Here is a 24,656-nt window from a genome sequence, read left to right as displayed (position 1 = left end):
TTTTTTAATAAAATAAAAAAAGTTACTTCAAAATAAGAAGCAACCTAAAATACTAAATTATTCATTAAAAAGTTTAATGAAATACCTTATTTGCCAAGCCATAGCTTGCAGGATTTAGCACCACACTAATTTACAAAATATCTTCATAATTTAGTAGGTTGCTAGGTTTCATAGGGCCAGTCCCTCCACCATTCTTAATAAAGTCTTTATTTATTTAATTATATTTTATAATACACTACATTTTTATACTTTTCAACCATTATTGGTAATTTTTTATAATTTTACTATTAGTTATTATATAATCTACTTTAATATCATGTTCTTCACTTTCTATTTTATCAATTACTTGAAGATCATAAGCTAAGACAACTTTATTAACTTTATAAGCTATATCCTTTAAATATCTATCGTAATATCCTCCCCCATAGCCTATTCTATTGCAATCTTTATCAAAAACAACTCCTGGTACTACTATTAAATCTATATTTTCTTTTTCAATATATTTAGAATCATCTATTGGCTCTAATATTCCCATTGAATTTTTCTTTAAATCATCAAAGGAGTTTAACTTTATTGCTTTCATTGATTTATTAGTTTTATATATTTTAGGAATAAAAACATCCTTTTTATCTTCTAAAGCTTTTTTTATTATATTTATTGTATTTATTTCATTACTAAAACTAATATAAATAAATATGTTTCTAGCATTCTTATATAACTCCGTATTTTTTAACTTATTAAATATTTCATTATCCATTATTTCTTTTTCATTCCTATTTAGTGAATCTCTTATTGATAATATTTTATTTCTTAAAATCTTTTTCTCTTCTTTTTTCATATTATTCTCCTAAAAATATCTATTGCAACTTATGCCATCTAAATTTTAATTCCTTTTATAATATATGATAATCCTAATCCTAAAAAGGCTACGACTGTTCCTAACATTAAATTATTTGTAAGTAATCCAATTGCTGTTCCAGCGATAAACCCTCCTAATATTATCAATTCATCCTTTTCTTCATTTTCATCTAATTCTTTATTTTCACCAGTTTCTTTATTTTCGTCTTTTTCTTCATATTCATTACTACTTTTATCTTCTAGATTAATTTCTTTAATAACTGTATCATTAACCATACTATCTCTATCTCTTACTAGCTCATCTAATGTTATTTCAAACAAATCACATAATACTATTAACTTTTCTATTTCAGGATAGGTTTGACCAGACTCCCACTTAGAAACCGCTTGTCTAGATACATCTAATAATTCCGCTAACTTTTCTTGCGATAATCCTTTTCCCTTTCTCAAGGACTGTAACTTTTCTGAAAATTTCATTTTTATCACCTCTATAAAAAAAATACCCTATACAAGTGTATTATACTACCAATTACTATTTGCTTTTTGTCAACCTAAAGTTGCCATGGTTTTAAATTACTAAGCAAGTTATATAGTTGACAGCATACAAGGCACAGTTCACAGTTATTTTGATTTTATAGTGAACATGGAACAAGCTTAATTATAGTCTGCTAAACTCAACTAAATTTTAATGTCCCTCACCAATTATTTTTTACCAATAACTTAATTCATTCTTAATTTAAATTCTTAATATAAGTTGGCGAAGGTAAATAAGCATATAGCGAGCTTAATACTTCTTTTCATAGCTATTTAGCTTATGAAACATATCTATTTATCGTAGCCTTTATATTCGCAATTTATATTTATAATGTCTCTCAATATAGATGCTGCTGCATTCATTGTTCCTGATGCACCACCTATTACACTAATATCCCCTAATGTATCGGTACTATAAAATACACCTTTATTTTTATCATCTACACAGTATAAAGGATGACTTTTACATATTACTTCTGGTCTTACATATGCTTTTATTTGACTACCTTCTTTATATACTTTTCCTATTAACTTAATTTTATTACCTCTCTTTTTTTCATTCATTATTAAATTCTTATCTAATAAATCTATTCCCTTTATATCAATATCTTTAATACTTAAATCAGAATTCATAATAGCATTTGCTAATATTAATATTTTTGATGCGGTATCATAACCTTGTACATCTAAATTATAGTTTGCTTCTGCAATTCCAAAGCCTATTGCCTTATTTAAAGCTTCACCATATTCAATTTCATTTTCATACATTTCACTTAAAATATAATTGCTTGTTCCATTTAATATCCCTTCAATTGCTAGTATCTCTGCTCCAGCTAAATCAAAAGTACCAACATTTATGGATGGAAGTGCACCTCCCGTTGTACATCCTATACCAAGGTTAACTTTATTTCTATTCGCCAAATTTTTTAGATTTTTATATTGTAATAGTATTGGTCCTTTATTTCCTGTTACTACATTAATAGAATTTTCTAGTGCTAATTTTATATGAGTTAATCCTGGTTCGCCTGTCTCTATATTAGTGTTTGTTAGTTCTACTAAAGTATCTATATCTTTATTTTTTATAATAGTATTTATATTTATATTTTCATCAAACTTATCTTTATATGTTTTTAAATTAAAATTATTTTTTATAATTTCTTCAATATCTATTCCATTATTATTGTAAATTCCACCATCACTTTTTATTATATATTTTATTTTTATATCTAAATTCATAGATTTTAATGTATCTTTTTTATCTTGTAATAATTTTATTAAAGCTTTAGCTACTCCGCCATAGCCTAATATTCCTATATCCATATTCAGACCTCCCTTTAATATAATTATAACTAAGTTTCTAGTAGTATCAATTTTCTTTTTATTAATCTTGAATAATTATATATTTAATTTTATGGTTAATATAAAAATCCTTAATATAATAAGGCTATCCTTCTAACTAATAAATCACACTTATTTAATGTAATTTAGCTTAGTCAGAAGTATAGCCTTTTTCTATTTTGTAAAAATTCTTAAATTTAAAAATTAAATTCATCCGTAATTTGAAATAATATCTTTATTCCTTAATTACATATCTTAAAGAATAAACCTCACTATTTACATAATCTATACCAAATTCTATAGGTTTAGAATATTGATCATAATTTGTGGTAATTATCTCAATGACAATTGCTTTTCCTGTATCTGAAAAGAATTTAGCTTTTTCTCCTAATAATTCTACTGCTTTTAATTTTTGATAAGAATGATTTATCTTAATATTATATTTTTTTCTCAATACATTATAAACTGATTCATTCTCAAGAACATATTGATCGAGATCAGGAAACCTATCAGATGATATAAATATTTTTTCTATTACTACTGGATTATTATCTGCATACCTTAATCTTTCCAAAACGTAAACTTCACTATTTACAGGTATTTTTAAATTATCTGCAATATAATTATCAGCTTTAACTTTATCAAACATTAAAATTTTTGAGGAAGTTTTAAAACCTAAAGCTTCCATTGTTTCGCTCCATCCCTTAGAAACAGAGTTCATTGTTTTTTCAATATTGAACTTAGCCACAAAAGTTCCTTTACCCCTTATACGAGTTAACATCCCCTTACTAACTAAATCATCAATAGCCCTTCTTACTGTCATACGACTTGTATTAAAAAGAGTACAGAATTCCTCTTCTGTAGGAATAATTTCTCCTTTTTCATACCTTCCATCTTTTATTTCATTCTTTATATAATCAATAATTTCTTTATAAATAGGCTTTCCTGATTCTTTCATTATCTAGTCACCTGCTTTTAAATTAATATAATTCTATATCTTTTGCCTATGTTTTATATTAATATAGCATATTATTAAACATTAGTTCAAATATAATATAATCTATATAATACTTATCTTAAATATTAATAATATCTATTGAATAATTCATTATTATACTCATCTGCTCCATCTAAATTGGAACTTTTAAATACTGGTGGTTCTATTCCTGCCTTTACTAATTTATCAATAACAGCTGCTATTATAGCTTGAGCTATTGCTATACCTGTTGCATCTGAAGTTGCTCCTATAGGTACATCAAATCCTTCTACATAAAATGCAGCGTCACCTTTTTCAGCGCAATTATCTATTACTACATCTGCTATTTGATACATATTTTTTCCTGACTTATGTCTTGATTCAACTTTAGTAGAATGTTTAAGAGATGTTAATGCAATAACACTTGCTCCTATTTCCTTTGAATATAAACACATTTCAACAGGTACATTATTTCTTCCTGAATTAGAAACAACCATTATAGTATCATTTTTGTTTACTTTATATAAATCTAGAATGCTTTTTGAATATCCATCTAATCGTTCTAAATATGTGCTTTTATTAGGCATTTCATGTAACATTAATTCTGGAGGTAATATCCCTTGTACATATGCTAATCCTCCAGCACGAATATATAATTCTTCAGCTACCATATGAGAGTGCCCTGAGCCAAATACATAAAATCTTCCACCCTTTTTACAAGATTCTACTATTAAGTCTGCTGCCTTCTCTATATTTTGACTTTGAGTTTCTTGTACTTCTTTTAGTTTTGAAATTACAAAATCTAAATAATTGTTTATTATCATTTATATACCCCCTACATAATTTAGTTAGCGTAAAATTTTTTTTACACTATTTTCTTTTTAAAATCTTTATATTTTATTTATTATCAAAATCTTGTTTTAGCTTTTCTAATATAAAAGAAATCATCTTTTCCCCTTGTCCTCTTTTTATAATACTTGAGGAAGCTTCATAGCATTTATTATCAAAAGATTTTTCATCAGCAAAATATAAATAATATCCATTGGTATATCCTAAAATTATATTATTACCAACTTCCTTTATCTTCTTGCCTAAGCTTGAAAAAAGTTCCCCAGGTACTGTTATTAAATTCCAATTACTTATTTTTATTATATTTATTTCTACATTTAGCTTATCCATTTTACCTATATTTTTAGCAAATTTTAAATTTGTGCAAGCCCCTTCATATTGAGATTCTATTACTCTTAAATCATTATAAGAGATTTCTTTTTTCTTAACTTCTTCTAATTTCTTTTCTAACTCATATAATATTTTTTGAGCTTCTTCAACACTATCTAAATCTTTAATTTCTAAATCTAAATTATAATTTTTAACTTGTATATTATTTATAGGCCCTTTATATATAGGATTGCTTAAACTACTTTTAATTGCATCTGATAAATTTTTTCCAAGCCTATCTACTTCATCAAATGATGATTCTTTTCTTGTAAATCTAGTACTTATATCACCAGCACTTCCATTAGTAAAAGTAATCATATCGTATGAATTTCCTAAATGCTTTAATACACCAGAAGGAAGATCCGCTGTAATATATAAATTTTCCTGGTTCATTATTGTTGGATGACATGAAAAATTATACATTAATACTTTTTTACCATTATTAAGTAAAAATTCAATTGTAAATAATTCTGTATCCCAAGGAAATTTAATATTATGCCTTTCACTACATACATTATAAACATTTGAAATTCCTATTTGTATTTCACAATTTTCTCTATTATCTAGTGCTCCCCTTACTCCTTCTATTAATTTATTAATATAATCTTCAACTAAATTTTTATTGTATTCTCCAAATATTTCTTCTAATCCATTAAGTATTCCATTTATATTATCAGAAACTCCCTTAGGTCCAGAGTGAGTGTGTGTAGCTCCCACAATTAAATTTCCTCTTTTTATTCCTAAGTGTTTAATTTTATCATGTAATTCTTGAATAAAATAATTATCTACACAAAGTGTATCCATTTGTATAAAGCATAATAATTCTTCATTATTGTCAATTATTAATATTCTTGCAAATAAATCATCATGGATACCTTTTGAAGGCCTAAAATTATCATACCCTGAAAGTAACACTCCAATTTCTGGTGTTATATTTACTTGAGAAAACCCGACTTTTGTCCCCATATAAAATCTCCCTTACATTATTATAAACCTTAAATTCTTTATATAATTATTTTACTTATAAATCTTTTTATATAAATTAATAATTTGTATATACTATTTGTATATACAAATTATATTATCCTTTAAAATGTAAGTCAATAAGAAATAAAAAATTTTATACAAAAAAAGACTGCTGATACTTATCAGCAGTCTAGGAGTCATTAGCTAATCTAATGATCCTCTATTTATAGGGAAAATCAATGTATATTAATCCATATCTAGGATGTTCTTAATTTCATTTTTATATGCATCTGCTTTAGCTCCGAAAATAGCTTGAATTCCATTACCAACTTCAACAACGCCAGCTGCACCTAATGATTTTAATTTGTCTTTATTTACATTTGCTTTATCTTTTACTTCAACTCTTAATCTAGTTATACAAGCATCAACACTAACTATATTTGCTTCTCCACCTAATGCTTCTAAAACTGCTGGAGCCTTTTCAACTATTTCATTGCTTTTACCCTTTGAAGCTTCTTTTATATCAGCTTGAGGAATTCCAGCTTTTTCTTGGTAATCTGCTTTAGTATAAAGTTTAGTTTCTTCTTCATTTTCATCTCTACCTGGAGTTTTTAAGTTGAACTTCTTAATGATGAATAAGAATAAGAAGTAATAAACTACTGCATATACTAGACCAACAATTACAGCCATTATCCAGTTAGTTGGTACTCCTGCTCCCGCTGGTAATAAACCAAATAATGTGAAGTCTATTATACCACCTGAGAATGTCATACCTATGAATACATTTAGTATATCCATTAGCATGAATGATAAACCTGCTAATAAACAGTGTACTCCGTATAATACTGGAGCAACGAATAAGAATGTAAATTCGATTGGTTCAGTAATACCTGTTAACATTGCTGTTACTGCTGCTGATACTAATAATGATCCAACAACTTTTTTCTTGCTTGGAGCTGCTGTTCTATACATTGCTAAAGCAGCTGCTGGAAGACCAAATATCATGAATGGGAATTTACCAGCCATAAATCTTGTTGTACCTGAAACTATCGTTGCCATATCTGCTGATGAAGCTCCAACTAAGCTACCCATACTTGATAATTGAGTAAAGTAAGCTGTGTTAGCTCCTGCAACTGTTTGCCATGTTCCATCTACTAATATCTTTCCTTCAACAAATGATCCAAACCAGAATGGTGTATAGAATACATGGTGTAATCCAAATGGAATTAAAGCTCTTTCAATAACTCCATAGAAGAATGTTCCAATTGCTCCTGCATTTCTAACTAATTCAGAAAGTACTCCTATACCGTTTTGAACTATTGGCCATAAGAATGCTAAAACTGCTCCAACTAATGCCATTGCTAATGATGTTACTATAGGAACAAATCTTGATCCTGAGAAGAATCCAATAACTTGTGGTAATTGTATTGTATGATATTTATTGTGTAATATTGCTGTAACTATACCTGTTATAATACCACCAAATACTGACATATTTAATGTAAATATACCTAAGTTAGTAGTTACATAAGTACCATATGCACCAACTTCTGTAGGAGTAACAACACCTAATTGAGTTAATCCTAAAGTTAACATTGTAGAAATAACTTGGTTCATAACTATGAAACCAAATACTGAAGCTAATGCAGCTGTTCCTTTATCCTTTTTAGCTAGTCCAACAGAAACACCTACTGCGAATAATAAAGGTAAGTTACCAAATATTATATCTCCAATGTTTTTCATTATTGTTAATATTGCAGTTACAGCTGGAATAGTAACAAAAGATATAAGTGGTTGATAAACTGCTGGTGGATTGTCAAGTCCTGCTATTCCTAGTAAAGCACCACCAACTCCTAATAAAATACCTGCTATTGGTAAAGCTGCTATCGGAAGCATGATAGCTTTACCTATTCTTTGTAAAAATTGTAGCATTTATAATTCCTCCTTAAAAATTTATATTAATAAAAATAGATTACTACAGTAGTTCATGCTACTATGGATTTATTATTTCCATTTAAGATTAAAGTTATGAAGCTTTTTATAAATAATATTAAAAAATAAAAAAAGGACCAAAACCTTATAGATATATCTATATCTATAATATTTTTAGTCCTTGCCTGCATAACCAGTAACACACTACTTATTTATTTATGTACTTATAATATCATATGTTTTTTTAAATGTAAATGTTTTTTTGAGATTTTTTTATTTTTTTATTCAATTAATAATACAATATAAAATTTATATTTAGAATATACTTTTCAATTACTTTTATAAATTTTGATTATAACTCTATGAACTGGATATAATTTCAATGAGGTGATATTTTGGAAAATAACAACAGTTCACTTAGAATAGATTTATCTATAATTTTATTATTAACATCCTTATTATTCTTTTTAATATATTGCTTAAGCTTATGATAAATAAATCTTTACAGATTAGATAAAGGAGTAATTTAATATTAAATTTACCCCTTCTTTTAATCTACATTTATACTATTCAAAAACTTATTGCAATCTTTTCTGTTATTAAAAATATATACAGATTTTTCTCTTTCCGCTTTTAGAATATTATAAAAATCATCTCTATGATTTTTATTAAAATTCCATATCCATTTCATAAATTCCATATCAAATCTCTCTGGGCATCCCTCTGACATATCCGGTCTAACCTTGCCATAATTTAATAAAGTTCTTTTTATTACACTACATATGCAGGTTATTCTTGAATAGTCTAAATATATTACAGTATCACAGGCTTTAAGTCTTTCTTTTAAAGTTCTATCATAGTTACCGTCTATTATCCATTTATCTTTTTTTAATTCTTCTTTAAGAAAAGCATTAAACTCTTCTCTTGAAATATTTACCCAGCCTTCTTTCCAAAAAATTTTATCAAGATGAATCACTGGTAGACTAGTTTTTTTAGATAAATTTCTAGCTAATGTAGATTTTCCACTTCCACCACATCCAATAATTATAACCCTATTCATACCTTAGCCTCCTTTGTGCATTCATAGTCCTCTTCCTATATAAGCTAATTATTTATCTCATTTACATATTTCTCTAAATCATTTCCCGCGATTTTCTTTAAATCTTCTGTGTTCGAAACATGATTTCCACAGTTATTTCCACAGTATATACCTTTCTTTATTGGTGCAATTAAAAAACCAGCTACAACACCTCCTAAAAAACATGTTATACCTAATAATGCCTTTTCTTTATTTTTCATCTATTTCTCCACCATCCTTTTATATTCTAATACTTTGTTTGCTCTATAATATAGTTATATAATTATACCATATCATTATACATTTTTATCCATATAGAACTTTATTTTATCATTGCTATTAATAAATAATAAATCTATTAATCTACCATTAAATATAAAATAAAATGGAGCTGTCTACACAACAGCTCCACTTTATTTATTTCTTTTCAACTGGTATCCATATCTCACAAAAACAATCTGTATTATTTTCTTCTTTATATAATTCAAAATCAATATCATCTAACATAACATATTCTGAGCCTGGTAGAAATTCATTAAATATTCTATTCCACATTTCACCAATACATTTTTCATCTTCTCCTATGCACTTAAAAACTCCCCATAATGTTGGCTTTACATCCCATACCACAAATCCTTCTGGTATATCACCACCACAATATTCCATAGCGATTCCATAATCAAAATATTTACTTTCTTTAGATATAGGCTTACAAGCTCCATAAATGTCCTGTTTTTTTGTATTACTTTTTAACTGCTTTAGAACTCCACTTTCTGCACATTCATTCCAAAAATTAGGTATATCCCTATTATCTTCTTCTGAAATTGACTCAACTCTAAACTCCTTAACCTTTGTTAGTAACTTGAAACTCTCTTTTTTTACAATCTTATAATCCATAATTGTTCCACCTTCCAATGAAATTTTTATTATAAGGCGATTAAAAGATTTTAATTCCATTCCAGAACGTCTTGCTATACTGGGGGTTACTCCATGGAATCTCATAAATGCCTTCGAAAAACTCTCTGGAGAATCATATCCATACTTTAATGAAATATCTAAAACTTTAGCATCCGACATAGAAATTTCTTGTCCAGCCATAGACAATCGTCTTTTTCTTATATATTCGTTAGCCGTTATACCTGTTATCATGCTAAATAATCTATGAAAATGATAATTTGACATGTAAACATATCTTGCTACATCCTCATAATTAATGTCTTCTAAAATGTTACTTTCCATATAGTCAATTGATTTTTGTATACTTTGGATACAATCCATCTTTATCTCACCTCATGTATTTATTGTAAGGTATTAAAATTTATAAATCCTAGCTAAGTTTGCTCAAATTTGTCCAAATGGTTTATCTAAATTTAAGTTTTACGGAGTAAAACATACTCAATGTCAATTATTCATTTTATAAATTACTTTTTAATCTACTATAATTATATCAGAATACAAATAATGAAATATAGTTATCCTATGATATAATAAATAAAAATAATGTTGGAGATGATTTTATGCAAAATAATATATATAAATTAACTCAAATAATAAATGAGAGTGATAACATAGTCTTCTTTGGAGGAGCAGGCGTAAGTACAGAATCAGGTATTCCAGACTTTAGAAGTGCTAATGGACTTTTTAATGAAAATCTTAATATAACCTTTACTCCTGAACAATTAGTTTCTCATAGCTTTTACATTAGGTACCCTGAGGAATTCTTCAATTTTTACAAAACTAAACTTATTTATCCTGAAGCTAGGCCTAACAAAGCTCATATAGCATTAGCTAAACTTGAAGAAATGGGAAAATTAAAGGCAGTTATAACTCAAAATATAGATGGACTTCACCAAGAAGCTGGAAGCAAAAATGTTTTTGAATTACATGGATCTGTATTAAGAAATTATTGTATCAGCTGTAATGCCTTTTATGATGAAAAATTTATCCTAGAATCAAAAGGAGTTCCCACTTGTACAAAATGCGGTGGAAGAGTTAAACCTGATGTTGTTCTTTATGAGGAAGGTTTAGATGATGCTACTATTAGAGGTGCTATTGAAGCTATATCTAAAGCAGATACTTTAATAATTGGCGGTACTTCACTTGTAGTTTATCCAGCTGCTGGACTTATTAATTACTTTAGAGGTAAAAATCTTATTCTTATAAATAAGAGTACCACTTCTGCAGATAATAAAGCTAATTTAGTTATTCATGATTCTATTGGAAAAGTTTTAGGAGAAGCAGTTAATAATTTATAATAAAAGAGTCTATAGTTCTATAAATTTAGAACTATAGACCCTTTTATAAATATTTTGCCAAACAATAAATTATAATAGCTTGCTGCACACTTAATAAGCATTTTTTAAATTCATATCCCACAAAATATTTTGAATCTATTACATCTTCTGATACTTCTTCTCCTCTATAAAATGGTGGGCAAGGATTTAATATTGCCCCTTCATTTGCCATACTCATTACTTCCTTAGTTATCTGAAAGTCTTTAAGATATGATGAAAAACTAGCTGGAAGAGAATCTGTACAAATTATATCTTTTCCCCTAACTGCTTCAATTATATTATCGTAAACTTTTATTCCGTCAATTTCATATCCATCTGCAGTACTTTGGCATAAATTAAATCCCATAACCTCGGAAGCTTCCTTCCAAGCCAATCCAATATTCCCCTTTACTCCACAAAATAAAAACTTATCATTAGTGAAATCTTCTCTGATTTTAGAAAGTGCATACATATCTGAAATCACTTCACAAGGATGATTTATATCCGTCATTGCGTTAATTACTGGTACATTTGAATATTGTACAATTTTTTCTATAACTCTAATATCTTTATGTCTTACAATTACAACATCAGCCCAATTATTAATATATCCACATACATCCTTTAGATTCTCCTTTTTATCTAGTGTTTCAGTAGGAAATAATATGGTTTGACCACCTAATAAATATATTCCTTTCTCAAAGGTAACTCTTGTTCTAATACTAGAACTTGGAAAAAACAAAACAATAGTTTTACCCTTTAATATTTGATTATACTTTCCCGCTTCTACTTCATCTGCGATTCTAAAAATATCATATATATCTCTTGATTTATAATCAGTTAGTCTTATTAAATTTTTCATTTACATCCCCTTTCCCCAACCTGTATTATATACCTTTTTATAACTTTATTGAATTCTATTCAATATCCTTCCACCACTTTTCTTGGTAATTTAAATATTTATCTAAATATACAGTTTCTCCAATTTTAGGGGTAATTACCTCAGTATCAAGCTTTTCAGAAGCTTTTACAAATCTTTCTACTGAGTCATCCCAACCATGATCTGATAATACAAAGGCTCCCCAATGGATAGGCATAGCCTTTTTTGCTCCTAATATTTTTGCAGTTTCAGCTGCTTCTTCTGGAAACATGTGACTGCTATGCCACTTCATATTATACTGTCCATTTTCCATAATAGCGATATCAAAGTCACCATACCTTTCACGTATTTCCTTAAAATGTCCCCCAAAACCACCATCACCACTTTCATATACTTGGTAGTTCTCATTCTTTAATACCCAAGAAGCATAAAGTGTCCTATTAATATTGAAACCCTTTCTATTAGAAAAATGTCTAGCCGGAGTACAGGCTATTGTTAATCCATCTACTTCAAATTCTTCCCACCATGCCATATCTTGAATCTTACTTTTATCAATCTTCCAACGTTCCAAATGTTTATTTACTCCTAGGGGTACTATATATTTACTTACTTTACTATCAAGTTCTTTAATTGATTTCATATCTAAGTGGTCATAGTGGTCATGAGAAATAATTACTATATCAATTTCAGGTAATTCTTCTATTTTTATTGGTGGTTTGCTAAATCGCTTTGGCCCCATAAAAGAAATAGGTGATGAACGTTCAGAAAACATAGGATCAATAAGAATATTCATTCCATTCATTTGAATTAATAAACTTGAATGTCCAAACCATGTTACTGCAAATTCCTCTTTTGAAGTCTTGCTAATTGACGGATTTGCTGATGGTAATACTCCTTTTGGAACTTTCTCTTTCTTTGATACAGGATCATCAGTAAACTCATTTTTTATTTCATATTCTGATGGATATATAAACCTTCCATTTACATAGTTTTCTGCACGTTTTTCATAATCACTTTTGTCTTCTTTTGATATTCTCCCCCCAAATATAGGGTTAATATTTATAAATACTGTAACTAGTATAATTATTGCTATTATAATTTCTAATATTCTCAATGCTATTTTCACCAACTTCTTTTTTTGCATTATTAATTTACTCCTTAAAGTATTTTAAAGTATCTAATTAATTCTTTCTCTTTTACAATGTTTATATTCTAAAATACACCTGAAAATATTATATAATTCTTTCAGGTGCATTTTTCATTATTATTAAAATTTATATTATAGCTTTTTTTCTATCCTATTTCTTATCTCTTCCATACGCTTGTCTAAGGCAGCACTAACCTCTGAACATTCTACTAATTCTCTCTCTAATAGTTCAATCTCTTCTGAATCAATATTTTTCTTATATTTTAATTTATGTTCTAGGCTTGCCCAGAAATCCATAGCTATTGTTCTAAGTTGAACTTCTACCTTCATATATTTCTTTTCATTTTTCAAGAAAATTGGTACTTCTATTATTAGATGTAAGCTTCTATATCCACTTTTTTTAGGATTTTTTATATAATCCTTTCTTTCTATCAGTCTAATATCATCTTGATTTAACAAGCAATCTGCCAGCATATAAATATCTTCTGGAAAGGAGCAAATTACTCTTACTCCAGCAACATCATTTATATTTTCTTCTATTGATTGCAATGAAAAAGGTAGTTCCTTCCTTTTAAGTTTTTTCAAAATGCTTTCATTAGATTTTAGTCTAGATTTTATAGTTTCTATTGGATTTCTATCATATTGTACTGAAAATTCTTCATTTAATACATTGAACTTTGTTTCAACCTCCATTATTGCACAACGATAGTAAGTCATTAATTCGTTTACTGGTCTTATATTTTCATGCATTGCTGATAAAAAATCATCAGTAATTATTTTTTCCATAATTAACTTTTCTCCAAACTCCCTAAGCATATAATCATCCCTCACATTGTAATATAATATATTCTTATATTAACATTATATAAGAATAAACGCATCTTTCTTAACTATATTTTAATAATTATATGTACTATATTTGTATAGAAATTAGTCATAAAGTATTTATTTTACAGTATATATTTTGATATGGGGGGATGCCAAATAAAAGATGGAAAACTAAATAAATATACTATTGCATTGACTTGGAATTTAAAATCAAGTAAGCAATAGTATATTTTTTTATTTAAAAGCAAAAAATTTTAATAATACAAAGGTTACTGGAATTCCTATTACTGCAGCTAAACAATAGGCAACTAATTTATGTAATTCTAAAATATTAAAGGTTATTATTACAACAATATTTTGAATTATAAAATTTGGTATATATGAAATTCCAAATTTTAAAAACTTAGTAATGGATAGTTTTTCTTTAAAGGTTATATAACTATTTAGAATGTATGAAACTATTAAACCAGAAATATATCCTAAAACAAATGCTAAGTTTTCATTAAGTAAACTTGAGTATATAAAGGAAAACACAATTCCATTAAAGGTATTTATAACACCTATAATTATAAATAATATAAATTCCTTATTTATAAATATATTTTTTATTTTATTTATTATATTCATTTATCTTTTATTCCTTATTCTTTATTAATTTATCTTTAATAATATATCTTGGTCTAGCCTTAGTTTCATTATATATTTTTCCTATATACTCTCCTATAACTCCTAATGAAAGAAGTTGTATTCCTCCTATCATCCAAATGGATATTGTTAAAGATGTCCATCCTGTTGTAGTTCTACCAAAAAATTTTACTGATAAGGAATATACTAATGCTACTAAGCTAAGTATAAATATAGAAAATCCTAAAGTTGAAATTATTCTTATAGGCTTTATGCTAAAGGATGTTATTCCATCCCAAGCAAAGGCTAACATTTTTTTTAAGGGATATTTAGATTCTCCTGCAAATCTTTCATGCCTTTCATATTCAACAATGGAATACTTATATCCAATTAGCGGTACTATTCCTCTTAAAAATAAGTTAACTTCTTTAAATTCACTTAAACCTTCTAAGGCTCTTTTGCTCATAAGTCTATAATCTGCATGATTATAAACAACATCTACACCTAGTTTATTCATAACCTTATAGTAACCAAGTGCTGTTGTTCTTTTAAAGAAGGTATCTGTTTTTCTTGAACTTCTAACTCCATAAACCACATCACTTCCAGTATAATATTCCTTAACAAATTCATCTATTACATCAATATCATCTTGTAAATCTGCATCTAAAGATATAACCATATCTGCATGTTCTTTTGCTGTCATAAGTCCTGCCAATAATGCATTTTGATGTCCCTTGTTCCTGGAAAGATTAACGCCACTAAATATTTTATTTTCTTCATATAAATTCTCAATTATGTCCCATGTCTTATCTTTTGAGCCATCATTCACAAATAATATCTTGCTTTTTTCTGATATATATTTATTTTCTATCATTGAATTCATTTTTTCTAGAAGCCTGCTACTTGTTTCTGTTAAAACTTCTTCTTCATTATAACAAGGAATAACCAAGTATAATGTCTCATTCATAATACCCCTCCTAATTATCCTAACATTAATCTACCTTATTTGTATTCACATAATAGTTGTTTTTTATTATCTTATCTGCAATGTCATAAGCTTCCTTCAGCATTATTTCTTCTTCTTTAGATGGATTTCCTATTATTATTCCATCTTTTATGACCGTAGCATCTCTTTTGGTTGTAAGTAAATTTCTTCCCATACAATAATCTTTTGTATCTATGCCTAATAAATAAGATACTGTTGGAACTATATCTATTTGCCCCCCATTAACATCTATAGTCTTTTCTTTTATATCCTTGCCATATACTATAAGAGGAACTTTACTGTCTTTTTCTTTCCACCATTCTCCTGGAATATTTGAAGCTTCTACATCTTCCATATAATATTTATGCACTCCTCCATGATCCCCGTATATTACAACTATTGTATTATCTAATAAATTATATTTTTCCAATAAATTAAAAAATAATCCAATTTGTTTATCTGCATAGTTGACACTTTGAAAATAGCCACCTAATTTATTTTCATCTAACTCTTTAGGTAAATCTAATTCCCTATACTTTTTAGCTATGTCAAAGGGTCCATGACTTGTTAAAGTAGGAATAACTGCAAAAAATGGTGATTCTAATTTTGAAAGTTTTTCACTAAATTGAGTATATAAACTTCTATCTGATAGACCAAATCCAGCATATTCATCTATTGTATATTGTCTTATGTCCCAAATTTCATTATACCCTGCCGCCGACTTACCAGCTTCTGCCCAATTCCAATCTCCAGCTCTTTCTGCATGACTTAAAATTGTATTATACCCTTGCTCTTCTAAAAGCCTTGGTAATGATTTATACTTTACTTCTGGATATTCTAAATATGTTATAACATCTCCTAAGGGTAATACTCCTGAAGCTGCCATCATATCCATATCAATACTATTTCCTGCATTATTTTGCTCGTGAATATTACTAAAATATAAACTTTTCTTTATTAAATTATTTAAATTTGGTGTTATCTCTTGGTCATAAATTTTATTATTTATAACAAAATTTTCTAATGATTCAATTTGTAGAAATACAACATTTTTTCCCTTTGCTATTGATTTATATTCATTATCTTCAGTTACTTCCTTATTCCATAATAACCATTTATTAATTTCTTCTATTTCATTATCCTTAACAGTACTATTTACTTTCTTTAAAGTCTTATAAGCTTCGTATAAATGATTTCCTATAGGTGATCTATTGGAAAATCTTTGAGCTGGACTCCATGAAGCCTGCCACTCATTCTGAATAAACTTTATTCGTCCATCTAAAACTCCCTTTATATCAAATAAATAATGATATGAAGCCACTATTGTTATTGATGCTATAACTCCTATTAAAGCAACTTTAATATTTCTTTTAAACTTTGAGATATATTGATATTTTTTATATTTGTATATTAATACTGGAATATCTATTATATAAAATATATCTATTAATGATGGATTTATTAGACTTCCATTTAGAGGATTAAAGTTATCCTTAAAAAATAAGTACTTAAGCTCTAATACATAGCCTGTCCCTCTGTATGCCCATATATCAGAAATAATTAAAATTGAATATATTATATCTATAATAATTAAATATCTTACTTGTGATTTACCTTTAAACATTAAACTTGGAAATATAATTATTCCTAATATAGCTAAGTGTGGTAGCATTAGCCTTACATCAACAGATACTCCATATAAACCAAATCCGCTATTTGAAGAGCTCATAAAAGTTAAAATTAAGCTTTTTATATATAAGATAAACAGCATTATAGTTGCCCAAAACATTCTTTTGTCTATTTTCTTCATTTAAACTACATTCTCCAATTTATTATTTTTATTAAATTTTTTTGTATTCTTTTTATTTAATAAAAAGTTTACTCCTTCCATTGCCAAAATTACAAATACCCATGAAACAATATAAGAATATCTTCCCTGCTCTTCAGTTAATAAATACATAAAACTATATCCATATAATATTATATAGAATAAATTCATCTCTTGGGTTTCTTTATTATTTTTCCTATTTAAGATTCCTAAAAATATAAGTATCATTATAAATGTATAAATAATTTGTGGAATTTCTTGTGAAACGTCTACTATTATATCTTCATCTGGAACATCTGACTTTGTCCAAAGAGTCCCTTCAAAATCTCCTACACTCCACTGTAATGCAAACTTTTTAATATAAAATCCTATAAGCTTTAGGGGTGGCGTTGTAGTTAATCTTTCTTTTATAATTTCTTCACTTGCTTCTTTTATTTCTTCATAATCATAGTTATACTTTTCTACAATAGATGAATCTTCTTTATTCCATCTTCCATGGTTTTCTATATTAGTTCCCTTTAATATATTAGTTATTTTAGGCTCACTGCCTCTCCATAATGGAAACTCTGTTATTTTTAAATTTTGAAGTGTAGAGCTTACTAAAAATAAAAGCATAAAATATGGAATAGTATATAACGCTATATTTCTTATTTTATTAACTATTTTATCTTTAGGATAAATTATTATATACATTGCATATGCAATTACCATTATTACAGCTACCATTCTAAATAAATTTCCTAAAGACAAGCTTAATCCTGATAAAATAAGATAGTATTTATTTTTTTTCTCTCTAAGAACAAGTATAAATATATATACACTAAACAAATATAATGGTATTGCTATATTTTCCGTACAAAAAACTCCTGTATATGTTACAAGGGGTGGAAATACTGTAGATAATGCAGCTGCATAAATTCCTTTTTTATTTGAATTGAATATTTCCTTTACTATTAAATATATAAGGTAAATTGTTAAAATGCTTAAACCTAAATTAATAACTTTCATCATTAAAAGATTATTAGTCGGAAATATCTTAATCATTAACGCCATATAAAATACCATTATTGTTAAGTGTGGAAACCTAGCTATATAAGAAGTTCCCCAAAACATGCTTGTACTTCCATTTAAAACTTCTTGTGCACTTTCGTAAATAACTCTAAAATCTGATGTTGGAACGCTATCTACGTTCAGTAACCACAAAGCCCTCAAAGCAAGTCCACAACATAATATTAAAAATAATTTCTTTTTATATTGTAAGTCCTTCTTTAAAATATAAAATTCTGCTGCCATTACACATGCTACAATTAAAAATACTATTATGAAGTTTTTAATAAAGTTTTCATTATCAACAAAAATATGTGAAAGAAAAGTAGCTCCGATACTGCAAACTATAATTATTATAACTAATACTTTTAATACTGCTAAAAAAGTTATAGTAAACCTTTCTTTAAAGTTTTCCAAATCATGCACCTCCAAGAAGTTATTTTAATATTCTATTATATATTTATAAACATTTTATTTGCTAAATAGCACCAAACAAATTATATCATACATATTTTACATAAGGATTATAAATATGTATTTAAATGTAAATATTCTAATTTTATACCTATACTTCCTTTTAAATATTACTTAATAAACTTAATAAAATTCTTAATAATATGTTAATATTATCTTAATATATATTTCTTAAGCATATCTTATATAATTCTTAACTATATCTTATATAAATCAAAATTCTTTTTATATTTATTATGATACTCTATATTAGATATTTTAAATTTATTTAAAATAAAGTTTATTCCTTCTATCGCCAAGATTATAAATATCCATGAAATAATATAAGCATATCTTCCTTGTGACTCAGTTACTAAATACATCACACCATATCCACACAATATTATGTAAAGTAAATTTATTTCTTGGCTATCTTTATTATTCTTTCTATTAAAAAGCCCTATAAATATAAGTATCATAACACTTAAATAAACAATTTGTAAAACTTCTAATGAGATATCTACCTTTATATCCTCCTCTGGAACCCCTAGTTTTGTCCAATAAACGCCTCCAAAGTCTCCTTCATTCCATTGCAGGGCAATCTTTCTAATATAAAACTTCACTAATTCTAATTGTGGAGTTTTAGTTAATCTCTCCTTTATAATTTCTAAACTAGCATCTTGAATTTTTTGATAATCATAATTATATTTTTCAACAATAGCTGCATCTTTTTCATTCCATCTACCATTACTTTCTAAGTTGCTTCCTTTTAATATACTTGTTATCTTAGGTTCGCTACCTTTCCATAATGGAAACTCTGTTATTTTTAAGCTTTGTAATGTGTAGCTAACTACAACTAAAAATACAACATATGGAACTATATAAAGTGCTATATTTCTTAATTTATTAATTATTTTATCTTTTAAATAAATTAATATATATATTGCATAAGCTATTACAACTATTGCAGCTACCATTCTAAATAAGTTACCAATAGATAATAAAATTCCAGATGAAATAAGATAATATTTGCTCTTTTTATTTTTAATTACAAGTATAAAAAAATATATACTAAGTAAATATAATGGTATTGCTACATTTTCTGTGCAAAATACTCCTGTATATGTTATAAACGGTGGGAATATTGATGCTAAACTTGCTGCATAAATCCCCCTTTTCTTTGAATCAAATAATTCTTTGACTAAAAGATATATAATGTAAATTGTTAAAACACCTAAAGCTAAATTAACTAATTTCATCATTACTATATTATTTGTTGGAAATATCTTTATCATAAGAGCCATATAAAGTACCATAATTGTTAAATGAGGAAACCTTGCTATATATGAATGTCCCCAAAACATACCTGTATTACCATTTAAGAATTCTTGTCCACATTCGTAAATAACGCTAAAATCAGATATTGGAATGCTCTTTACATTTAATAACCATAAACCTCTTAATATAAATCCACAAATCAATATTAATGCTATTTGTTTTTTATAACATATATTTCTTTTTATAATATAAACCTCTATTACTATAATACTTAATAAAATAGCTCCTACTATTATGGAGTTTTTATTAAAATTTTTAATATATCCACTACTGGCGACCATAACTACTATCATTAGTACTTTCAATGTTGTTAAGAAAAATGTCGTGAATTTTTCCTTGAATTTCTCCAAATCTTACCCCTTTCTAGTCTATAAGATACTGATAAACATTTTACTTTTCTAATAGCATAAGTACAAATTATAATTTTACTTACAAGAGTTATTATCTCCCGCAATTAATAACCCTTTAATTTTATGTTAGTTCATATTTATTAAGGATTTATTAAGAAATATAGAATATATAATTAATAGTTCATTAACATTTATTACAATGATTAGTTATCTTCCATAAAATATGTATTCATAATAATCCTTATATAACTAAAAAGAGCTACTTGTTTAAGTTATCTTTAAACAAATAGCTCTTTAAATACCTTATTTAATTTATTCTAGATTTTATAGTTTTCTTATAATTTATTTATATTTTGATTTTACAATACTGAATTTTCAGATAAACTCTTATATCTTTGATATCTTTCTTTAGCATCCTCCTCTGTTTTAGCAAATAACTCTTCTGCTATTTCAGGGAAAGCTTTTGCTAATGAAGAATATCTTACCTCTCCCATTAAAAACTCTTTAAGATTACTATTTGGCTCTTTTGAATCTAATGTGAATTTATTCTTTTCTGCAATTTTTAAGTCTGGATTATATCTATATAAATGCCAATATCCAGATTCTACTGCTCTCTTTTCTTCATATGGTGTATTAGACATACCCATCTTTATTCCATGGCTTATACAAGTTGAATAAGCTATTATTAACGAAGGGCCATTATAAGCTTCTGCTTCTGATATTGCCTTAAGAGTTTGATTTAAATTAGCACCCATACAAACTTGAGCTACATATACATAACCATAAGTCATTGCCATTAATCCTAAGTCTTTTTTCTTTGTTCTCTTTCCTGTTGCAGCAAATTTTGCTACTGCTGCTTCTGGAGTTGCTTTGGATGATTGACCACCTGTGTTAGAATATATTTCTGTATCAAATACTAAAACATTAACATTTTCACCTGATGCTAAAATATGATCTAATCCACCATATCCAATATCGTAAGCCCAACCATCTCCTCCAAATATCCATTGAGATCTATGTACAAAGAATTCTTTATCCTTTAAAATCTCTTTTGCAATTTCAAAATTCTCTTCTTCTAAAACTCTTGTTAGGTTTTCTGCTCTTTGTCTTGTTCCTTCTCCACTATCTTTATGATCTAACCAATCTTTCAATACAGCCTTTGAATCTTCAGACATATTGCCTTCTAAAGCTATCTTAATATTATCTGCAACTCTTTCTCTAATTGTCTTAACACCCAAGTACATACCTAAACCGTATTCCGCATTATCCTCAAATAATGAGTTCGCCCAGGCTGGACCATGACCATCATAGTTTGGTCTATAAGCTGTTGCTGCTCCTGATGCTGCCCAGATTGATGAACAACCTGTAGCATTTGCAATCATCATTCTATCTCCAAACAATTGAGTAACAAGTTTAGCATAAGCTGTTTCTCCACAACCAGCACATGCTCCTGAGAATTCAAGTAATGGTTGCTCAAACTGACTTCCCTTAACGGTAGTTTTATTCATTGGGTTTTTCTTATGGGTAACTTTTTCTACAGCATAATTCCAAGCTTCTATTTGCTCACTTTGCGTATCCATAGGTTTCATAACTAATGCTTTTCCTGGTGCAGGACAAATTTGTGCACAATTTCCACATCCAGTACAATCTAAAGGAGTAATTCCTATTGTATAGAAGTATTCCTTATCTCCTTTTATTCCATTAGCTTTTAAGCTCTTATAGCTACTTGGTGCATTTTTTATTTCTTGAGATGTTGCTAAAAATGGTCTTATTACGGCATGTGGACATACAAATGAACATTGGTTACATTGAATACAATTTTCTGGAATCCATTCTGGAACATTAACAGCAATTCCTCTCTTCTCAAAAGCAGTAGTACCAGCCATAAATGTACCATCTGCTGCTCCATGCTCTATAAATTTAGATACAGGTAAATGATTTCCTTCTAATTTATTTATTGGAATGCATATTTCTTCAACAAACTTAGGAACATTCATTTTTTCTTCTAACTTATCATCTTCAGCATTTTTCCACTCTTCTGGTGGGTTTATCTTAACTAAAGATTCAATTCCCTTATCTATGGCTTCGTAGTTCATGTTTACTACTTTTTCTCCCTTTTTACCATAAGATGTAACAACTGCTTCCTTTAAATATTTAACAGCATCTTCAAGCGGAATTATATTTGCTAACTTAAAGAAAGCTGATTGCATTATCATATTTATTCTTCCACCAAGTCCTATTTGTTGTGCTATTTTTATTGCATTAATAATATAAAATTCTATATTATTTTCTACTATATATCTCTTAATACTTGCAGGAAGCCTATCATTTAGTTCTTCCTCAGTCCAAATAGTGTTTAAAACAAAAGTACCATTTTTTCTAAGTCCTTTTAATAAATTATAATTATATACATAAGATTGATTATGACATGCCACAAAATCTGCTTGATCTATCTCATAATGTGATTTTATTGGAGTTTTACCAAACCTTAAATGAGATACAGTTATTCCTCCTGATTTTTTAGAATCATAAGCAAAATATCCTTGTGCATACATATTTGTATGATCACCAATTATCTTAATTGCACTCTTATTTGCACTTACTGTTCCATCCGAACCTAATCCCCAGAATTTACATGCAGTCGTTCCTTCCTCTGCAACATCAATTTCTTCTTTTGGTGAAATTGATAAATTAGTAACATCATCTTCTATGCCAATAGTAAATCTATTTTTCGGCTTATCTTGACTCAAGTTTTCGAAAATTGCTACTATATGTGATGGATATGGGTCCTTTGAACCAAGTCCAAATCTTCCTCCATATACTTTAGGTGGGTTCTCCATTTCATTAACTGCTCTAACAATATCTAAATATAAAGGCTCTCCAATAGAACCAGGTTCTTTAGTTCTATCTAATACAGCAATTTTTTTAACTGTACTTGGAATAACCTTTAGTAACTTTTCTATTGAAAAAGGTCTGTAAAGTCTTACTTTTACAAGTCCAACCTTTTCTCCCTTTTTTCTTAAATAATCTATAGTTTCTTCTGCGACCTCCATCACAGATCCCATAGCTATAAGTATTCTATCTGCTTCTGGATCTCCATAATAATCAAAGCAGTGGTATTCTCTTCCTGTAAGTTCTGTAATTTTTGACATATACTCTTCAACGATTTCTGGAATATCATCATAATATTTGTTTAAAGATTCACTTAATTGAAAATATGTATCTGGATTTTGTGATGTTCCTCTTACAACTGGATGATCAGGATTTAATGAATTTTTTCTAAAATCATTAATTGCTTCATAGTCAATTAATTTAGCCAATTCATCATATTCTAAAACTTCTATTTTTTGAATTTCATGAGATATTCTAAAGCCATCAAAAAAATTAAGAAATGGCATTCTAGCCTTAATTGCAGTTAAGTGTGCAACTGGTGCTAAATCCATAACTTCTTGTACTGATCCCTCTGACAATATCGCAAAACCTGTTTGTCTTGCCGCCATAACATCTTGGTGATCTCCAAATATACTTAATGAAGATGTTGCTATTGCTCTAGCTGCAACATGTATAACTGCCGGAAGTCTTTCACCAACCATCTTATACATATTTGGAATCATTAATAGTAAACCTTGAGATGCGGTAAAGGTAGTAGTTAATGCTCCAGCTTGAAGTGACCCATGAACTGCTCCAGCTGCTCCAGCCTCTGATTGCATTTCTACGATGTTAACTGGTTTCCCAAAAATATTTTTTCTTCCTTGTGCTACCCATTCATCCATATGCTCAGCCATAGGTGAAGATGGAGTAATTGGAAAGATTGCACTTACTTCTGTAAAAGCATACGAAATATGTGCTGCAGCAGTATTTCCATCCATTGTCTTTGTTTTTCTCATATATTTACTAATCCTCCTTATAATTATTATATTAACTATTTTATATAAAAATTTTTTAATCTTTATAATAACTTAAGTATTTGCATCGCCATGTTCTATTATGCGTTATTATTTTT

20 protein-coding genes and 1 riboswitch are annotated in these 24,656 nt (G+C 27.7%); of the genes, 1 reads left to right on the top strand and 19 read right to left on the bottom strand.

Annotated elements, in window-relative coordinates; genetic code table 11:
- Positions 1 to 83: 83 nt before the first annotated feature.
- A riboswitch (SAM riboswitch) is annotated at positions 84 to 204 on the bottom strand.
- 55 nt (positions 205 to 259) lie between these two features.
- The 10 genes from ABDZ60_RS04035 to ABDZ60_RS03990 form a co-directional block, all read right to left on the bottom strand.
- The gene (locus ABDZ60_RS04035) at positions 260 to 838 is read right to left on the bottom strand and encodes a 5-formyltetrahydrofolate cyclo-ligase (protein ID WP_343776232.1); all 579 of its coding nucleotides are present in this window, start codon (positions 836 to 838) and stop codon (positions 260 to 262) included.
- A 38-nt stretch (positions 839 to 876) separates the two neighbouring features.
- Positions 877 to 1,335: a helix-turn-helix domain-containing protein gene (locus ABDZ60_RS04030; RefSeq protein ID WP_016205791.1), complete on the bottom strand. Its 459-nt coding sequence runs from the start codon at positions 1,333 to 1,335 to the stop codon at positions 877 to 879.
- A gap of 348 nt (positions 1,336 to 1,683) precedes the next feature.
- Positions 1,684 to 2,712: a homoserine dehydrogenase gene (locus ABDZ60_RS04025; RefSeq protein WP_343776229.1), complete on the bottom strand. Its 1,029-nt coding sequence runs from the start codon at positions 2,710 to 2,712 to the stop codon at positions 1,684 to 1,686.
- 253 nt (positions 2,713 to 2,965) lie between these two features.
- On the bottom strand, positions 2,966 to 3,688 hold the full coding sequence (locus ABDZ60_RS04020; RefSeq protein ID WP_047000054.1) for a GntR family transcriptional regulator: 723 nt from the start codon (positions 3,686 to 3,688) through the stop codon (positions 2,966 to 2,968).
- Positions 3,689 to 3,813: 125 nt separating this feature from the next.
- Positions 3,814 to 4,530, bottom strand: coding sequence for an SIS domain-containing protein (locus ABDZ60_RS04015; RefSeq protein WP_343776226.1), 717 nt, complete (start codon positions 4,528 to 4,530; stop codon positions 3,814 to 3,816).
- Positions 4,531 to 4,603: 73 nt separating this feature from the next.
- Entirely contained in the window at positions 4,604 to 5,890 is a 1,287-nt protein-coding gene (locus ABDZ60_RS04010) for a neutral/alkaline non-lysosomal ceramidase N-terminal domain-containing protein (protein ID WP_343776224.1), read from the bottom strand.
- A 246-nt stretch (positions 5,891 to 6,136) separates the two neighbouring features.
- The gene (locus tag ABDZ60_RS04005; protein WP_343776222.1) at positions 6,137 to 7,822 is read right to left on the bottom strand and encodes a PTS transporter subunit EIIC; all 1,686 of its coding nucleotides are present in this window, start codon (positions 7,820 to 7,822) and stop codon (positions 6,137 to 6,139) included.
- 550 nt (positions 7,823 to 8,372) lie between these two features.
- Positions 8,373 to 8,882, bottom strand: coding sequence for a DNA topology modulation protein (locus ABDZ60_RS04000; RefSeq protein WP_343776220.1), 510 nt, complete (start codon positions 8,880 to 8,882; stop codon positions 8,373 to 8,375).
- 44 nt (positions 8,883 to 8,926) lie between these two features.
- On the bottom strand, positions 8,927 to 9,121 hold the full coding sequence (locus tag ABDZ60_RS03995; protein ID WP_016205798.1) for a hypothetical protein: 195 nt from the start codon (positions 9,119 to 9,121) through the stop codon (positions 8,927 to 8,929).
- Between the two features lie 196 nt (positions 9,122 to 9,317).
- Positions 9,318 to 10,178, bottom strand: a complete 861-nt coding sequence (locus tag ABDZ60_RS03990; protein ID WP_047000051.1) for an AraC family transcriptional regulator — start codon at positions 10,176 to 10,178, stop codon at positions 9,318 to 9,320.
- A gap of 239 nt (positions 10,179 to 10,417) precedes the next feature.
- Between ABDZ60_RS03990 and ABDZ60_RS03985 the strand changes: the two genes are divergently transcribed.
- On the top strand, positions 10,418 to 11,155 hold the full coding sequence (locus ABDZ60_RS03985) for an NAD-dependent protein deacylase (protein ID WP_343776217.1): 738 nt from the start codon (positions 10,418 to 10,420) through the stop codon (positions 11,153 to 11,155).
- 43 nt (positions 11,156 to 11,198) lie between these two features.
- Here the strand turns inward: ABDZ60_RS03985 and ABDZ60_RS03980 are convergent, their stop codons facing one another.
- From ABDZ60_RS03980 to nifJ, 9 genes are all read right to left on the bottom strand, one after another.
- Complete coding sequence (locus ABDZ60_RS03980; RefSeq protein ID WP_343776215.1) at positions 11,199 to 12,035, bottom strand: ornithine carbamoyltransferase; 837 nt, start codon at positions 12,033 to 12,035, stop codon at positions 11,199 to 11,201.
- 55 nt (positions 12,036 to 12,090) lie between these two features.
- Positions 12,091 to 13,197, bottom strand: coding sequence for an MBL fold metallo-hydrolase (locus tag ABDZ60_RS03975; protein WP_343776213.1), 1,107 nt, complete (start codon positions 13,195 to 13,197; stop codon positions 12,091 to 12,093).
- A 135-nt stretch (positions 13,198 to 13,332) separates the two neighbouring features.
- Positions 13,333 to 13,986, bottom strand: coding sequence for a GTP pyrophosphokinase (locus tag ABDZ60_RS03970; RefSeq protein WP_242849773.1), 654 nt, complete (start codon positions 13,984 to 13,986; stop codon positions 13,333 to 13,335).
- 276 nt (positions 13,987 to 14,262) lie between these two features.
- Positions 14,263 to 14,655 (bottom strand): GtrA family protein, encoded by a 393-nt coding sequence (locus ABDZ60_RS03965; RefSeq protein WP_343776210.1) that lies wholly within the window; start codon positions 14,653 to 14,655, stop codon positions 14,263 to 14,265.
- 7 nt (positions 14,656 to 14,662) lie between these two features.
- Complete coding sequence (locus ABDZ60_RS03960) at positions 14,663 to 15,619, bottom strand: glycosyltransferase family 2 protein (protein WP_016205804.1); 957 nt, start codon at positions 15,617 to 15,619, stop codon at positions 14,663 to 14,665.
- A gap of 25 nt (positions 15,620 to 15,644) precedes the next feature.
- Positions 15,645 to 17,447, bottom strand: a complete 1,803-nt coding sequence (locus tag ABDZ60_RS03955; protein ID WP_343776207.1) for an LTA synthase family protein — start codon at positions 17,445 to 17,447, stop codon at positions 15,645 to 15,647.
- Complete coding sequence (locus tag ABDZ60_RS03950; protein ID WP_343776205.1) at positions 17,448 to 18,929, bottom strand: glycosyltransferase family 39 protein; 1,482 nt, start codon at positions 18,927 to 18,929, stop codon at positions 17,448 to 17,450.
- Between the two features lie 254 nt (positions 18,930 to 19,183).
- Positions 19,184 to 20,653 (bottom strand): glycosyltransferase family 39 protein, encoded by a 1,470-nt coding sequence (locus ABDZ60_RS03945; RefSeq protein ID WP_343776203.1) that lies wholly within the window; start codon positions 20,651 to 20,653, stop codon positions 19,184 to 19,186.
- A 359-nt stretch (positions 20,654 to 21,012) separates the two neighbouring features.
- The gene (gene nifJ / locus ABDZ60_RS03940) at positions 21,013 to 24,540 is read right to left on the bottom strand and encodes a pyruvate:ferredoxin (flavodoxin) oxidoreductase (protein WP_343776201.1); all 3,528 of its coding nucleotides are present in this window, start codon (positions 24,538 to 24,540) and stop codon (positions 21,013 to 21,015) included.
- Positions 24,541 to 24,656: the final 116 nt, after the last annotated feature.

Source organism: Clostridium sartagoforme (genome assembly GCF_039521405.1).
Lineage (GTDB): Bacteria > Bacillota > Clostridia > Clostridiales > Clostridiaceae > Clostridium > Clostridium sartagoforme.
Note: the sequence above shows the minus strand (reverse complement) of the source record. Positions and strands in the feature narration are given on the sequence as shown.

Coding starts and splice junctions, on each gene's coding strand:
- ABDZ60_RS04035 (WP_343776232.1), bottom strand. CDS start 838: ATGAAAAAAGAAGAGAAAAAGATTTTAAGAAATAAAATATTATCAATA.
- ABDZ60_RS04030 (WP_016205791.1), bottom strand. CDS start 1,335: ATGAAATTTTCAGAAAAGTTACAGTCCTTGAGAAAGGGAAAAGGATTA.
- ABDZ60_RS04025 (WP_343776229.1), bottom strand. CDS start 2,712: ATGGATATAGGAATATTAGGCTATGGCGGAGTAGCTAAAGCTTTAATA.
- ABDZ60_RS04020 (WP_047000054.1), bottom strand. CDS start 3,688: ATGAAAGAATCAGGAAAGCCTATTTATAAAGAAATTATTGATTATATA.
- ABDZ60_RS04015 (WP_343776226.1), bottom strand. CDS start 4,530: ATGATAATAAACAATTATTTAGATTTTGTAATTTCAAAACTAAAAGAA.
- ABDZ60_RS04010 (WP_343776224.1), bottom strand. CDS start 5,890: ATGGGGACAAAAGTCGGGTTTTCTCAAGTAAATATAACACCAGAAATT.
- ABDZ60_RS04005 (WP_343776222.1), bottom strand. CDS start 7,822: ATGCTACAATTTTTACAAAGAATAGGTAAAGCTATCATGCTTCCGATA.
- ABDZ60_RS04000 (WP_343776220.1), bottom strand. CDS start 8,882: ATGAATAGGGTTATAATTATTGGATGTGGTGGAAGTGGAAAATCTACA.
- ABDZ60_RS03995 (WP_016205798.1), bottom strand. CDS start 9,121: ATGAAAAATAAAGAAAAGGCATTATTAGGTATAACATGTTTTTTAGGA.
- ABDZ60_RS03990 (WP_047000051.1), bottom strand. CDS start 10,178: ATGGATTGTATCCAAAGTATACAAAAATCAATTGACTATATGGAAAGT.
- ABDZ60_RS03985 (WP_343776217.1), top strand. CDS start 10,418: ATGCAAAATAATATATATAAATTAACTCAAATAATAAATGAGAGTGAT.
- ABDZ60_RS03980 (WP_343776215.1), bottom strand. CDS start 12,035: ATGAAAAATTTAATAAGACTAACTGATTATAAATCAAGAGATATATAT.
- ABDZ60_RS03975 (WP_343776213.1), bottom strand. CDS start 13,197: ATGCAAAAAAAGAAGTTGGTGAAAATAGCATTGAGAATATTAGAAATT.
- ABDZ60_RS03970 (WP_242849773.1), bottom strand. CDS start 13,986: ATGGAAAAAATAATTACTGATGATTTTTTATCAGCAATGCATGAAAAT.
- ABDZ60_RS03965 (WP_343776210.1), bottom strand. CDS start 14,655: ATGAATATAATAAATAAAATAAAAAATATATTTATAAATAAGGAATTT.
- ABDZ60_RS03960 (WP_016205804.1), bottom strand. CDS start 15,619: ATGAATGAGACATTATACTTGGTTATTCCTTGTTATAATGAAGAAGAA.
- ABDZ60_RS03955 (WP_343776207.1), bottom strand. CDS start 17,447: ATGAAGAAAATAGACAAAAGAATGTTTTGGGCAACTATAATGCTGTTT.
- nifJ (WP_343776201.1), bottom strand. CDS start 24,540: ATGAGAAAAACAAAGACAATGGATGGAAATACTGCTGCAGCACATATT.